The sequence below is a fragment of the Sphingomonas palmae genome (genome assembly GCF_900109565.1).
Classification (GTDB): Bacteria; Pseudomonadota; Alphaproteobacteria; order Sphingomonadales; family Sphingomonadaceae; genus Sphingomonas; species Sphingomonas palmae.
Map to the genome: position 1 here is coordinate 359,642 of NZ_FNZZ01000002.1, position 14,093 is coordinate 373,734.

10 protein-coding genes are annotated in these 14,093 nt (G+C 68.2%); 4 read left to right on the forward strand and 6 right to left on the reverse strand.

All coding sequences use genetic code 11. The features are described from left to right. The first annotated feature begins 133 nt into the window (after positions 1–133). Both acnA and BMW51_RS06280 read left to right on the forward strand, forming a co-directional pair. Positions 134–2,821 carry an aconitate hydratase AcnA gene (gene acnA, locus BMW51_RS06275; RefSeq protein WP_093004482.1) on the forward strand — a complete coding sequence of 896 codons (2,688 nt, stop codon included), beginning with the start codon at positions 134–136 and terminating at the stop codon, positions 2,819–2,821. A gap of 579 nt (positions 2,822–3,400) precedes the next feature. Continuing rightward, positions 3,401–6,589: a TRCF domain-containing protein gene (locus tag BMW51_RS06280; protein ID WP_177171556.1), complete on the forward strand. Its 3,189-nt coding sequence runs from the start codon at positions 3,401–3,403 to the stop codon at positions 6,587–6,589. 94 nt (positions 6,590–6,683) lie between these two features. Here the strand turns inward: BMW51_RS06280 and BMW51_RS06285 are convergent, their stop codons facing one another. Beyond that, a complete protein-coding gene (locus tag BMW51_RS06285; RefSeq protein ID WP_093004484.1) occupies positions 6,684–7,175 on the reverse strand; it encodes a nucleoside deaminase in 492 nt (163 codons plus the stop codon). 153 nt (positions 7,176–7,328) lie between these two features. Continuing rightward, positions 7,329–7,754, reverse strand: coding sequence for an organic hydroperoxide resistance protein (locus tag BMW51_RS06290; protein ID WP_093004486.1), 426 nt, complete (start codon positions 7,752–7,754; stop codon positions 7,329–7,331). 141 nt (positions 7,755–7,895) lie between these two features. On the opposite strand from BMW51_RS06290, the gene BMW51_RS06295 reads away from it, so the two are divergent. After that, positions 7,896–8,333 (forward strand): MarR family winged helix-turn-helix transcriptional regulator, encoded by a 438-nt coding sequence (locus BMW51_RS06295; protein WP_093004488.1) that lies wholly within the window; start codon positions 7,896–7,898, stop codon positions 8,331–8,333. Between the two features lie 37 nt (positions 8,334–8,370). Here the strand turns inward: BMW51_RS06295 and BMW51_RS06300 are convergent, their stop codons facing one another. The 3 genes from BMW51_RS06300 to BMW51_RS16050 all read right to left on the reverse strand — a co-directional run bounded on the left by BMW51_RS06300 (position 8,371) and on the right by BMW51_RS16050 (position 10,784). Next, the gene (locus BMW51_RS06300) at positions 8,371–8,700 is read right to left on the reverse strand and encodes a hypothetical protein (RefSeq protein WP_093004490.1); all 330 of its coding nucleotides are present in this window, start codon (positions 8,698–8,700) and stop codon (positions 8,371–8,373) included. 207 nt (positions 8,701–8,907) lie between these two features. Then, positions 8,908–10,503 carry an isocitrate lyase gene (locus BMW51_RS06305; protein WP_093004492.1) on the reverse strand — a complete coding sequence of 532 codons (1,596 nt, stop codon included), beginning with the start codon at positions 10,501–10,503 and terminating at the stop codon, positions 8,908–8,910. 125 nt (positions 10,504–10,628) lie between these two features. Continuing rightward, entirely contained in the window at positions 10,629–10,784 is a 156-nt protein-coding gene (locus BMW51_RS16050; protein ID WP_019515726.1) for a hypothetical protein, read from the reverse strand. A 167-nt stretch (positions 10,785–10,951) separates the two neighbouring features. Between BMW51_RS16050 and BMW51_RS06310 the strand changes: the two genes are divergently transcribed. Then, on the forward strand, positions 10,952–12,349 hold the full coding sequence (locus BMW51_RS06310; RefSeq protein ID WP_093004494.1) for a helix-turn-helix domain-containing protein: 1,398 nt from the start codon (positions 10,952–10,954) through the stop codon (positions 12,347–12,349). 2 nt (positions 12,350–12,351) lie between these two features. Here the strand turns inward: BMW51_RS06310 and BMW51_RS06315 are convergent, their stop codons facing one another. After that, positions 12,352–14,076 carry a DEAD/DEAH box helicase gene (locus tag BMW51_RS06315; RefSeq protein ID WP_093004496.1) on the reverse strand — a complete coding sequence of 575 codons (1,725 nt, stop codon included), beginning with the start codon at positions 14,074–14,076 and terminating at the stop codon, positions 12,352–12,354. Positions 14,077–14,093: the final 17 nt, after the last annotated feature.

A 14,093-nucleotide genomic window follows, 5' to 3' on the forward strand; every position in this document is an offset into this window, starting at 1 on the left:
CTTTTCGCATCCGCAACACACTGCTATCGCCCGCGGCGACCTTATATTCAGGCCAACCATCAGGCTATCGTCGGCGCCCGCGCGGGTCCCCCCGCCTCCCCGAGCCCGCCGATGCAACAGCAAAGGACGCCCCATGACCGCGATCGGCCACGACACGCTGAAGGCCCGCAAGACGCTCACCGCCGGCGGCAAGAGCTACGATTATTATGCGCTCGACGTGGCCGCGGCGAAGTACGGCGACGTCAGCCGCCTGCCCTTCTCGCTTAAGGTGCTGCTCGAGAACATGCTCCGCTTCGAGGACGGCGTGACCGTGACCGAGGCCGACATCCAGGCGATCGTCGACTGGCAGAAGAACCCCAATTCGCCCGATCGCGAGATCCAGTATCGCCCCGCGCGCGTGCTGATGCAGGACTTCACCGGCGTTCCCTGCGTCGTTGACCTCGCCGCGATGCGCGACGCGATCACCAAGCTCGGCGGCAACCCGGCGAAGATCAACCCGCAGGTCCCCGTCCACCTCGTCATCGACCACTCGGTGATGGTCGACGAGTTCGGCACGCCCAAGGCGTTCGACGACAACGTCGAGCTCGAATATCAGCGCAACGGCGAGCGCTACGAGTTCCTCAAGTGGGGATCGAAGGCGCTGGACAATTTCAAGGTCGTGCCGCCGGGCACCGGCATCTGCCACCAGGTCAACCTCGAGTACGTCAGCCAGGCGATCTGGTCCTCGACCGAGACGGGTGAGCACGCAACCGGCGAGAACGCGATCGCCTATCCCGACACGCTGGTCGGCACCGACAGCCACACCACGATGGTCAACGGTCTCGGCGTGCTCGGCTGGGGCGTCGGCGGGATCGAGGCGGAGGCGGCGATGCTCGGCCAGCCGGTGTCGATGCTGATCCCCGAGGTCGTCGGCTTTAAGCTGACCGGCCAGCTTCGCGAGGGCATCACCGCGACCGACCTCGTGCTGACCGTCACGCAGATGCTGCGCGCCAAGGGCGTCGTCGGCCGCTTCGTCGAATTCTACGGCCCCGGCCTCGACCAGATGACGCTCGCCGACCGTGCGACGATCGCCAACATGGCGCCCGAGTATGGCGCGACCTGCGGCTTCTTCCCGGTCGACGACAAGACGCTCGACTATATGCGTCTGACCGCGCGCTCGGAGGAGACGGTCGCGCTGACCGAGGCCTATGCGAAGGCGAACGGCTTCTGGCGCGCCGCCGACGCACCCGATCCGATCTTCACCGACACGCTCGAACTCGACATGGGCTCGGTCGTCCCCAGCCTCGCGGGTCCGAAGCGCCCGCAGGACAAGGTCAGCCTCGACACCGTCGACGAGGTGTTCAACGGCGACCTGCACAAGATCTACCACAAGGAGCGCGCTGCGCGCGTCGCGGTCGATGACCGCGACCACGACATCGGCGACGGCGACGTGGTGATCGCGGCGATCACCAGCTGCACCAACACCTCCAACCCCTCGGTGCTGGTCGCCGCCGGCCTCGTCGCGCGCAAGGCCCGCGAGAAGGGTCTGACGCCGAAGCCGTGGGTCAAGACCTCGCTCGCCCCCGGTAGCCAAGTCGTCACCGATTACCTCGACAAGGCCGGGCTGTCGGCCGACTTGGACGCCATGGGGTTCAACCTCGTCGGCTACGGCTGCACCACCTGCATCGGCAACTCGGGCCCGCTCGCCGCGCCAATCAGCAAGGCAATTAACGAGAACGACCTCGTCGCTGCCTCTGTGCTGTCGGGCAACCGCAACTTCGAAGGCCGCGTGTCGCCGGACGTGCGCGCGAACTTCCTGGCCAGCCCGCCGCTCGTCGTCGCCTATGCGCTGAAGGGCACCGTCACCACCGACATGAACGAAACGCCGATCGGTGAAGGTACCGACGGTCCGGTGTACCTGAAGGACATTTGGCCAACCAACCAGGAGGTCGCCGACCTCATGGCCGCCAACATCGACGACAACATGTTCCGTTCGCGCTACGGCAACGTCTACGCCGGCGACACCAAGTGGCAGGGCATCTCGGTCGAGGGCACCGACACCTACAGCTGGCCTGCAGCATCGACCTACATCGCCAACCCGCCCTATTTCGAGGGCATGGAGATGACGCCGAAGCCCGTCACCGACATCATCGAGGCGAAGCCGCTCGCGATCCTGGGCGACTCGATCACCACCGATCACATCAGCCCGGCAGGCTCGATTAAGGCCGACAGCCCGGCGGGCAAGTGGTTGCAGGAGCGTCAGGTCAGCCGCGGCGACTTCAACAGCTACGGTGCGCGCCGCGGCAACGACAACGTCATGGTGCGCGGCACCTTCGCCAACATTCGCATCAAGAACGAGATGGTCCCCGGCGTTGAGGGCGGCATGAGCCGCTACGACGGCGAGGTCATGCCGATCTACGACGCGGCGATGCGCCACAAGGCCGACGGTACGCCGCTGGTCGTGGTCGCGGGGAAGGAATACGGCACCGGCTCGTCGCGCGACTGGGCGGCGAAGGGCACCAACCTGCTCGGCGTCCGCGCGGTGATCGCGGAAAGCTTCGAGCGTATCCACCGCTCGAACCTCGTCGGCATGGGCGTGCTGCCGCTCCAGTTCGCCGCCGGCACCGACCGTTCGACGCTCAAGCTGACCGGAGACGAAACCTTCACGATCGAGAATGTCGCAGGCCTGCGCCCGCGTCAGGACGTGACGGTCAAGCTCGCGCGCGCCGACGGCTCGACCGAGACGTTCCAGGCGCGCTGCCGGATCGATACCGTCAACGAGCTGGAATATTTTCTCAACGGCGGCATCCTCCAGTACGTGCTGCGCAAGCTCGCCGCCTGATCGGCGCGCTTGACTGAGTGACAAGGGAGCCCGCGTCGCGAGCGATGCGGGCTTCGTTGCATTTGGGCAACGTCGACGTTCTGCTGGGCCCGACGGATGCAGCGATGCTGTTCGCGCGGCTGGGCATTTCGCCGGCACCAACCTCTTGTCATCCACGCTTTCGATTGGACCGGTTCGGTCGCTGGACGACGACACCGGTGACGGTCGAGTTCATGGACGGGTTCCGGCTGCGGGATCGTGACGGTGGATGGAGGGAAGTGCAGCCGCAAACACGCGTGCCCGTGCGTGTGGGTTGAGCGACCGTGTTCATCCCGGCACTCCAAGAGGTGCGGGACATGTTCGAGCGCTTTGGTCGCGCGAAGGACCGCGCGCGCGTCGATCTGATCGACCGCCTCCTCTGATCTCGCCGCGGCGTGAGAGGCCAGCGCCGCTGCAACTTCACGCCACGGGTAGGCAGGCAACACCAGCCAGCCGTTCCCCGAGGGGTAGTTCTGCACCCCTCGTTGCGATCCTCGTGGCGGAACCGCGGCTCGCACCCATCCGTTCGCGCCGCTCCTTCTTTCGGAAACACAGACGCTTATGGCCGACGAGACTCGCGACGCTTCCACGCTGATCGGCAGCGCACCCGCCGCGCCGACGCTCGAGACGGGGGAGATCGCGGCGGCGGCAGCGGCGTTGCTGAATGACGGCGACGTGATGATCGCGGCGGTTGACGAGGCGCGCGCGATCGCGATCGCCCACGCGCTGGCGGCGGCGGCGCCGGAGGCATGCGTGCTGTTCTGTCCGGGCAGCGACGCGCTGCCGGGTGACGACGCGCCCGCCTCCCCGGCCAATGTCGGGCAGCGCGTGTCGGCGCTGCGTCAGTTGCGGCTGCTGACCGCGAAGAAGAAGCGTGCGCCGGTCGCCTGCGTGACCACGGGCGAGGCACTGGCGCGCGCCTATCCGCCACCGGCCGAGTTCGAGGCGACGCCGCCGACGGTCGAGTTAAACGCCGCGATCGACTTGGCTGCGCTGTCGGACAAGCTGCTCGAACTCGGCTACGTCGCCGACGAGCGCGTCGACGAGCCGGGCGAGGTCGCGCTGCGCGGCGCGGTGCTCGACGTCTTCCCCGCCGACGCCGACCTGCCGCTGCGCGTCGAGATGGCGGACGGCAAGGTGACGAGCCTGCGCTGCTACGACCCCGCCGATCAGCGCACCGTGGGCGAGATCGAGCGGCGCGAGCTGGGCCGCGTATCCGAGCCGAAGCTGGGTCAGGACCGCACGACGCTGCTCGATCATCTGCCCGGCGCGCGCGTGGTGATCGGGGCGGCCGCGGACGAGCGGCGGCGGCGCTTTCTCGCGCTGTCGGCGGACGCGGAGAAGCGCCGACCGCGGCGTGCGCTGAGGGAAGTGGTCGACGAGCGCGCCTGGGCGAAGGCGCTCGGGAAGGTCGAGCAGGTGACGATCGAGCGCGAGGGCGACCTGCCGCCGCGCTTCGTCGAACAGAAGGCGCCGCTGCGCGCCTTTGCCAAGGTCGCGCGCGCGACGTGGGACTTGGGCGAGCGCGTTGTGTTGATGGGCAGCGCGCGCGATCTGCGCTTCCTCCGTCGCCGCGTCGCCAAGGCGGTGAAGCGCGAGCCCGAGCAGGTTGCATCCTGGGCCGAGGTGGAGAAGGCGAAGGGCGACGCGTTCCTGCTGCTGGAGATGGCGACCGACCGCGGGTTCCGGCGCGAAGGCGTGCTGGCGATCGCCGCCGCCGACCTGCTCGGCAGCCGGGCGGAACGCGACACGACCTCGACCGGACCGGCCGACACCGCGTTGTTTGACTTCGGCGAGATCCGCGTCGGCGACGTGGTGGTGCACGAGGAGCACGGCATCGGCGTGGTCGCGGGGCTGGAGCGGATGACCGCCGAGGAGGGCAGCATGACCGGTGACGCGATCAAGCTGACCTATGCCAACGACGCCACGCGACTGGTGCCGGTGACCGAGGCCGACCGCATCTGGCGTTATGGCGCGGAAGCGGACGCGGTGACGCTCGACAAGCTCGACGGGTCGAGCTGGCAAAAGCGCCGCGGCGAGATCGAGCAGACGATCGCGAAGGATGCCGAGGCGCTGACCGCGCTGGCGAAGGAGCGGGCCGAGCGCGAGGCGCCGGTGCTCGATCCCGACACGGCGGCGTATGAGCGGTTCGCGGCAGGTTTCCCATTCACAGAGACCGTCGACCAGGCGCGCGCGATCGCGGCGGTGCGCGCCGATCTCGCCTCGGGCAAGCCGATGGACCGGCTGGTGATCGGCGACGTGGGATACGGCAAGACCGAGGTTGCGCTGCGCGCCGCCGCACTCGCCGCGCTGGCGGGGGGTCAGGTCGCGATTGCCGCGCCCACGACGGTGCTCGCACGCCAGCATCTGGAGAGCTTCACCAGCCGGTTCGAGGGCAGCGACGTGGTCGTCGCCGGGCTGTCGCGCTTGTCGACCGCGGCGGAGAAGAAGCGCGTCAAGGCGGGGCTCGCCGACGGCAGCATCCACGTCGTTGTCGGCACCGGCGCGGTCGCGGGCAAGGGCGTCGACTACCACAATCTCGCGCTGGTCGTGATTGACGAGGAGCAGCGCTTCGGCACGGCGGACAAGCAGCGCTTGCGCGACCTGTCGGCGGGGCACGTGCTGTCGCTGTCGGCGACGCCGATCCCGCGCACGCTGCAGTCGGCCTTGGTGGGATTGCAGCAACTCTCCGTCATCGCGACGCCCCCTGCCCGCCGCCAGCCGATCCGCACCGCGGTGGCGAGTTTCGACGCCGAGGTGATGCGCGCGGCGCTGCTGCGCGAGAAAGCGCGCGGCGGGCAGAGCTTCGTTGTCGTGCCGCGGATCGAGGACATGGCGCCGCTCGCCGACAAGCTGGCGCGGCTGGTGCCCGAGCTCGAGCTGTTGCAGGCGCACGGCAAGATGCTGTCGAGCGAGATCGACAATGCGATGGTTGCGTTCGGTCGCGGCGACGGCGACGTGCTGCTGGCAACCAACATCATCGAGGCGGGGCTCGACGTGCCGCGCGCGAACACGATGGTGATCTGGCGCGCCGATCGCTTCGGGCTGTCGCAGCTGCACCAGCTGCGCGGTCGCGTCGGGCGCGGCAACCGGCGCGGGCAGGTGCTGCTGTTCACCGAGCCCGATCACGAGATCGCGCCGCGCACGCTGAAACGGCTGCGCACGCTGGAGGCGTTCGACCGGCTGGGCGCGGGGTTCGCGATCAGCGCGCGCGACCTCGACATGCGCGGCGCGGGCGACCTGCTGGGCGAAACTCAGGCGGGGCACATGAAGCTGATCGGGATCGACCTGTACCAGCAGCTGCTCGAGGACGCGCTGCGCCGCGCGCGCGGCGAGGAAGCCGACCGCTGGACGCCCGAGCTGCAACTGGGGGTAGAGGGATGCCTGCCCGATACGTGGATCCCCGACGAGGAGTTGCGCGTGTCGATCTACGGCCGCATCGCGCGACTGTACGATGCCGAGGCACTCGACGCGCTGGAGGAGGAACTGGAGGACCGTTTCGGTGCGATGCCAGAGGAAGCGCGCACGTTGATCGCGGTGGCGCGGCTGCGCGCGGAGGCACGCGCGGCGCAGATCCAGCGCATCGTTGCGGGGCCTGCTGCGATCGCACTGGAGCCGCGGCCGCGCGTGACGCTGAGCGCCGACGCGCTGGAGGAGAAGAACGGGCGTTACCTGCTGCGCGAACGGATCGAGGATGCCGACACGCGGCTGGCAAAGGTGCAGGAGGTGGTCGCCGCACTGGCGGAGTGACGCACGCTGGCGCGACACTGCTGGCGTTCCGCGCGCATATACCACTTGTTGCGAGCGCCGGCGATACGTGTCGGCGACCGGCACCAATGCGGCGTCAGAGGTTCGCCTGTTCGTCCTGCGGCAGATCGGCGTCCGGACCGTAATATAGCTCGGCGCACTCCTGTCGCAGGCAGCCGCCCTCGATGGTGATGTCGTCGCGGTAGGCGTGCGTGACGAAGGCGAGCGTGTCGACCCCGTGCGCCTCGAAATACATCGGGTGCACGTCTGCACCCTCGGCACCGTAGACGACGCGGCCGACCTTGGACCAGATCGAGGCCATCGTGCACATGCCACACGGTTGCAGCGTCGAGTAGAGCGTCGCCCCGCGCAATTCCATGTCGCCCAGTTCCTCGCACGCGCGACGGATCGCCATCATCTCTGCGTGGGCAGTGGCGTCGGGCAGTTCGTGCGTCTGGTTGCGCTCGGCAGCGAGCACCTGCCCGTCGCGCACGATCACGCAGCCGAGCGGCGAGGTCGAGGGATCGGACCCCTTCGCGCGCGCGACCTCCAGCGCCAGGCGCATCCAGCGTTCGTCATCCTCGGTCATCGGCAATCCCTTTCGCGCGAACGAACGTGCGACGCGGACGAAAGACGCGTTCGATCGACCACGAGGTCGGAAGCGACGAGGCCACAAACGCAGACGCGCCCCTGCCGGGGGGCGGCAGGAGCGTGTCGCGTTCGGCTCAGATACGCGCCTGGATCAGGCGAGCGTCAGGCCGACATCCAGATTACCGCGAGTGGCATTCGAATAAGGACAGATTTGATGCGCGGTGTCGACCAGCTTATGCGCATCGGCACGATCTATTCCAGGCAGATCGACGACGAGGTCGGCGGTGATGCCGAAGCCGCCTTCGCTGCGCGGGCCGATGGCGACCTTGGCGGTGACCTGCGTTTCCGCCGGCACCTTGAGCTTTAGCTGACCGCCCGCGACCTTCAACGCGCCGATGAAGCACGCGGCATAGCCGGCCGCGAACAGCTGCTCCGGGTTGGTGCCATCACCGCCTGCGCCGCCGAGTTCCTTCGGCGTCGACAGCTTGGCCTCGAACGCGCCGTCCTCGCTGCGGGCATGACCGTCGCGCCCGCCTGTCGCGGTTGCCTTGGTCGCATATTTCACATCGACTGCCATGATCGTGATCCTAGTGAGCTTACAACATCGTTGTTTATCGCGATAAGTATTATCTAGGATTGCAGTCGACCCTTGTCCAGCGATTTATTTGTCGCGATATGCTTTCGAAAGGCCGGATCGTCGCCGGCACGGAGAACGCTCATGTCCGCCCCGCTGCCGCTGGACCAGCAGCTCTGCTTCTCGCTGTATGCGACGTCGATGGCGATCAATCGTGCCTACAAGCCGCAGCTCGACGCGCTGGGCATCACCTACCCGCAATATCTGGTGCTGCACGCATTGTGGGAGGAGGACGCACGCACGATCGGGCAGATCGCGGAGCGGCTGGCGCTCGAATCGAGCACCGTGACCCCATTGGTGAAGCGGATGGAGGCGGCCGGGCTGATGACGCGGACGCGCAATCCGGCGGACGAGCGGCAGGTGCAGGTACGGCTGAGCGAACGCGGGTGGGCGCTGCGGGAGGAATGCGGGTGCCTCGGCGAGACGCTGGTCGGGCGATCGGGGATGACGCTGTCCGAGGTGGAGGCGCTCAACCGACAGGTCCAGCAACTTCGCGACGCGCTGGCAACGTCGGGTCGATAGGCACGGGCGGAGCAGCGCTCCGCCCGCACCGCTCAGGTCAGCGGCAGACGCGTACCTGGCGATGGTTGCGCCACGTCACGTAGCAGCGATTGCGCCCATAACCATTGTAGCCATAGCGGCGGTAATCGCGTCCATAGTGGTGGCCGCGATCACCGCGCCAGTCGCGTCCGCGGTGATGGTCGCCGCGCCAGTCGTGGCGGCCGGGTCCACGATCGGGACCGCGCCCCGGGCCGCGATCATCCCAGTGGTGATCGCCGCGCGGACCGGGACCGTGCGGACCGCGCGGCCCCTGCGCGTCGGCGGTAGCGGACACGCCCAGGCTGGCGATGACGAGGCCGGCAGCGGCGAACATGCGTGTAAGCTTCATGGCGTATCTCCTTGCCCGATAACCGGGTTGCCCAACGCCTAGCCGAGCCGATCGGCACCGCGGCTGAACCGCCCTGTAGGCTCCGGTACATGTTGCGCGCCGCAGACGGCGCACGCGCGATCACCCGCGCCGGTTGCCCGACGCGGGTGGGTACGCTGCCTGTCGGGGGTTCGGATCAGGCGGCGAACTGGTTCCCCCTCGCTGCCCTCAGGCGGCGAACTGGTTCATCGTGTTGTGCGCGCCGCCGGCCTTGAGCGCCGCCTCGCCCGCGAAATATTCCTTGTGGTCGTCGCCGATGTCGGAGCCCGACATGTTCTGGTGCTTGACGCAGGCGATGCCCTCGCGGATTTCCTTGCGCTGCACGCCCTTGACGTAGCCGAGCATGCCGGCTTCGCCGAAATATTCCTTGGCCAGATTGTCGGTCGACAAGGCCGCGGTGTGATAGGTCGGCAGCGTGATCAGGTGATGGAAGATGCCGGCGCGCGCCGCCGCGTCCTTCTGGAAGGTGCGGATCCGCTCGTCGGCCTCGGCCGCCAAATCGGTGTCGTCATAGTCGACGCTCATCAACCGCGCGCGGTCATAGGCCGACACGTCGCGCCCCTCGCCCGCCCAGGCGTCGAACACCTGCTGGCGGAAGTTGAGCGTCCAGTTGAAGCTCGGCGAATTGTTGTAGACGAGCTTCGCGTTGGGGATCACCTCGCGGATGCGGTCGACCATCGAGGCGATCTGCTCGATGTGCGGTTTCTCCGTCTCGATCCACAACAGGTCGGCGCCGTGCTGGAGCGAGGTGATGCAGTCGAGCACGCAGCGATCCGCGCCTGTCCCCTCGCGGAACTGGAACAGGTTGGATGGCAGTCGCTTCGGGCGCATCAGACGCCCATCGCGGTTGATGATGACGTCGCCGTTGACGCTCGACAGGTCGGTGATCTCCTCCGCGTCGAGGAAGCTGTTGTACTGGTCGCCGATGTCGCCCGGTTCCTTCGAGAATGCGATCTGCTTGGTGAGGCCTGCGCCGAGCGAGTCGGTGCGCGTGACGATGATCCCGTCCTCGACGCCCAATTCCAGGAAGGCGTAGCGGCAGGCGCGGACCTTGGCGAGGAAGTCGTCGTGCGGCACGGTGACCTTGCCGTCCTGATGGCCGCACTGCTTCTCGTCCGACACCTGGTTCTCGATCTGGAGCGCGCAGGCGCCCGCCTCGATCATCTTTTTTGCGAGCAGATAGGTCGCCTCGGCATTGCCGAAGCCGGCGTCGATGTCGGCGATGATCGGCACGACGTGGGTCTCGTAGTGGTCGATCGCGTGGATCAGCCGCTGCGCCTCGATCTCGTTGCCTGCGTCGCGTGCCTTGTCCAGCTCGCGGAACATCATGCCCAGCTCGCGCGCATCCGCCTGCTTGAGGAAGGTGTAGAGTTCCTCGATCAGCGCAGGGACGCTTGTCTTCTCGTGCATTGACTGGTCGGGGAGCGGTCCGAAATCGCTGCGGAGTGCGGCGACCATCCAGCCGGAGAGATACAGGTAGCGGCCCTTGGTGGAGCCGAAATGCTTCTTGATGCTGATGAGCTTCTGCTGCCCGATGAAGCCGTGCCAGCACCCGAGCGACTGCGTGTAATTGGCAGGATCGGCGTCATAGGCGGCCATGTCGCGGCGCATGATGCCGGCGGTGTACTTGGCGATGTCGAGCCCGGTGTTGAAGCGGTTCTGCAACCGCATCCGCGCGACTGCTTCGGCGTCGATCCCGTCCCACGTGCCGTTCTGACGCGCGATCAGCTGGCCGATCTGGCTGGTGTGCTCCCCGTAGGTCATGGCTTTTGCCCCTTGTCTGCGTGTGTGGTCGGGGCGTGTCGAAATGGTCGCCGACGCGTTGCCGCGCCGGCGAACCACCTTTCCTCCCCAGGAACTTGGTCGCCCGTGCGGGACGGGCGTTCGCGTCAGCCGAGCCGGCCGAGGCGGTGGTAGAGGTTGGAGAATTTGGCCGAGCGGGGATCGTCCGCGATCTGGCGGACGTAATTCGCGACGGCTTCCTTCATCAGCCCGAAGTCTTCGGTCGAGAAGACGGCACGGCTGCGCTGCGGTTCGGTCGGCATGGACGGTCTCCTCTGATGTTGCACTACCCGGCGGGTGTTCCGCCGTTGAGGAATGGATAAGCCGCCGAATCGCGTAGCGTGAACAAGGATTGACAAAGTTTCGTGTCGTCGGGTCGGCGAAACGAGCGTAGAAGCTGTCACGCTGTCAATTTCTTTACAGGCAAGGCATGGCGCGCGAGAAGGTGATGGGTGGGCACGCGGTCAGACGGCTGAGGCGCCGTACCGGGCTGACGCAGGCGGCGATGGCGGAGATGCTGGGCGTATCGCCGAGCTACCTCAACCTCATCGAGCGCAACCAGCGCGCGTTGCCGACCGGGCTGCTGGTCCGGATGGCCGAGGTATTCGACTTCGACCCGCGCGCGCTGGTGGCGGGGGAGCCGGGCGGCGGAGCGGAGGCGATCCGGCGGCGCCTCGCCGATCCGCTGTTCGCCGATCTGGAAATCGACCGCAGCGAGGTGGAGGAATGGTTCGCTGCCGCACCCGGCGGAGCGGAAGCGTTCGCGCGCGCGTTCGACCGCGCTGGCGTGGCGAGCGTCGCGACTTCGGGCGATGGCGACGATCCGACGGTGGCGGTCCGGCGTGAGATCGACCGCTGGCGCAACCATTTTCCCGATCTCGACGGTGCGGCAGAGGCAGTAGCCGACGAGCTGCGGCTTGCGGGGGCTGATCTGTACGGCGCGCTCACCGAGCGGCTCCGCGTGCGCCACGGCCTCGCGATTCGCATCCTGCCCGCCGAGGTCATGCCCGACCATCTGCGCCGGCTCGACCTGCACGCGCGGCAGTTGCAGCTGGGCGAGATGCTGTCGCCGGCGAGCCGAGCCTTCGCGCTGGCGTTCCAGCTGGCGCAATTGGAAGCGCGCACCGAGATTGATGCGCTGGCGCGCGGTGCGGCATTCGCCAGCCGGGTTTCGGAGCGGCTGTTCCGGCGACATCTCGCCGGCTACTTCGCCGCGGGCGTCATGATGCCCTACGCCCGGTTTCTGCGCGCGTGCGAGGGGAGCGGCTATGACCTGGCCACGCTACAGCATCGGTTCGGCGCGAGTGTCGAGCAGGTCGCGCATCGTCTGACGACCCTGTCACGGGTCGGCGCGCGCGGGCTACCGTTCTTCCTGCTGCGGGTCGATCGCGCCGGACAGGTGTCGAAGCGCTTCGCCGGGGCGAGCGGTGCCGCGCTGGTCGCGGCCGAGGCGCGCTGCCCGTTGTGGCGGGTGCATCACGCGTTCGACCGGCCGGGTATGGCAATCGCGCAGTTGATCGAGCTTGAGGACGGCACGCGCTGGTTCACGCTGCAGGTCGCGGTGTCGGGTACGCGCTCGGTCGGCATAGGTGCGAGTGCAGTTGCGGCGGAGTTCGCGCTATCGATCGGCGTGCCCGCGGAGCAGGCCGCGACGCTCGCCGCGGCGCGCGGGCTTGACTTGGCGGGTGCGGCGACGCCGATCGGGCTCGGATGCCGCGCATGCCTGCGCCCCGATTGCCCGCAGCGCTCGCTACCACCCGCCGCGCGCGCACTGGTGATCAACGAGCGCGAGCGGCGGGTGTCGGCGCTGAGCTTCGTTGCCGGCTAGGCTTACGGACGACGACCCTGCGGCTTGCGCGGGTTGGTCGGGCGCGCGCGGTGCATCGGTGCGCCCCGCGCGCCGCCGGTCCGCGGAGCGCCACGCGGCGCACCGTTGCCGCCGGGCGCGGGACCGTTGCCCGGGATGATGCGGATGCCGCTCTCATCCTCGCCGTCCTCGCGCGCGGTACGCTGCACCGCGGCGTTGAACTTGGCGGCGATGCCGGTCGGAACCTGGAACCAAGTCTCGTTCGGACCGATGCGGATCGCGCCGATCTCGTTGCGGGTGATGTGACCGCGGCGACAGAGCAGCGGCAGCAGCCAGCGCGGATCGGCATTCTGGCGCCGTCCGATGTCCATCACGAACCACTGCGTGTCGTCGAAGCCGGGACGGTGGCGATCGGCCTGTGCGGCGCGCTGCGCCTCGGGCGTCGCGGCGACCAGCTCCTCGGGCTCGGGCAGACGCGCGCGGTGTGCCTGAACGAGCATTGCGGCAATATCCTCGGGCGATTTCTCCGCGATCAGACGCTGGGCGAGCGCGCGGTCCTCCTCGTCGATTTCGACCGGCTCGAGCAAAGTCGTGATCAGCCGCTCGCGGTCGCTGGCGCGGATGTCGTCGGCGGTCGGCGGGTTGGTCCACTCGACGTTGATCTTGGCGCCGCGCAGCATCATCTCGACGCGGCGGCGGCGCGGGTACGGCACCATCAGCACCGCGGTGCCCTTGCGACCCGCGCGTCCGGTACGGCCCGAGCGGTGCTGGAGCGTTTCGGCGTCGCGCGGCAGCTCGACGTGGATGACGAGGCTCAAGCTCGGCAGGTCGATGCCGCGCGCGGCGACGTCGGTCGCGACGCAGACGCGCGCCCGCTTGTCGCGCAGCGCCTGGAGCGCGGCATTGCGCTCGTTCTGACTGTGCTCGCCCGACAAGGCGACCGCGGCGAACCCACGCTCGACCAGGCTGGCGTGGAGCCGGCGGACGTTGTCGCGCGTGGCGCAGAACAGGATCGCGGTCTCCGCCTCGTGCAGGCGAAGCAGGTTGATTGCGGCATGCTCGATGTCCGCCGGCGCGACCGTCACCGCGACGTAGGAGATGTCGCCGTGACCGCGGTCCTCGCCCTTGGTCTCGATCCTGAGCGCGTCTTTCTGATAGCGCTTGGCGAGCGCGACGATCGGCTTGGGCATCGTCGCGGAGAACAGGAGCGTGCGACGCTCGGCGGGCGTCGCGTCGAGGATTTCTTCCAAATCTTCGCGAAAGCCCATGTCGAGCATCTCGTCCGCCTCATCGAGCACCGCGGCACGCAAGCTCGACAGGTCGAGTGCGCCGCGCTCGAGGTGATCGCGCAGGCGGCCCGGCGTGCCGACGACGATGTGTGCGCCGTGTGACAGTGCGCGGCGTTCGCGCGACGCGTCCATGCCGCCGACGCAGGTCGCGATGCGCGCGTGTGCAGACGCGTAGAGCCATTGCAGCTCGCGGCTGACCTGCAGCGCCAGTTCACGCGTCGGCGCGATAATGAGCGCGAGCGGGGCGGCGGCGGGCGGCAGTTGGCCCTCCGGCATCAGCTCGCCCGCCATTGCGAGGCCGAAGGCGACCGTCTTGCCCGAGCCGGTCTGCGCCGAGACGATCAGGTCGCGCCCATGCGCCTCGGGCTCGATCACCGCCGCCTGAACGGGAGTGGGAGCGGCGTAACCGCGCGCGGACAGCGCCTCGGCGAGAGGCTGGGGAAGGTTCGGGAAGGTCATGAGGCTTTCAAAATTGG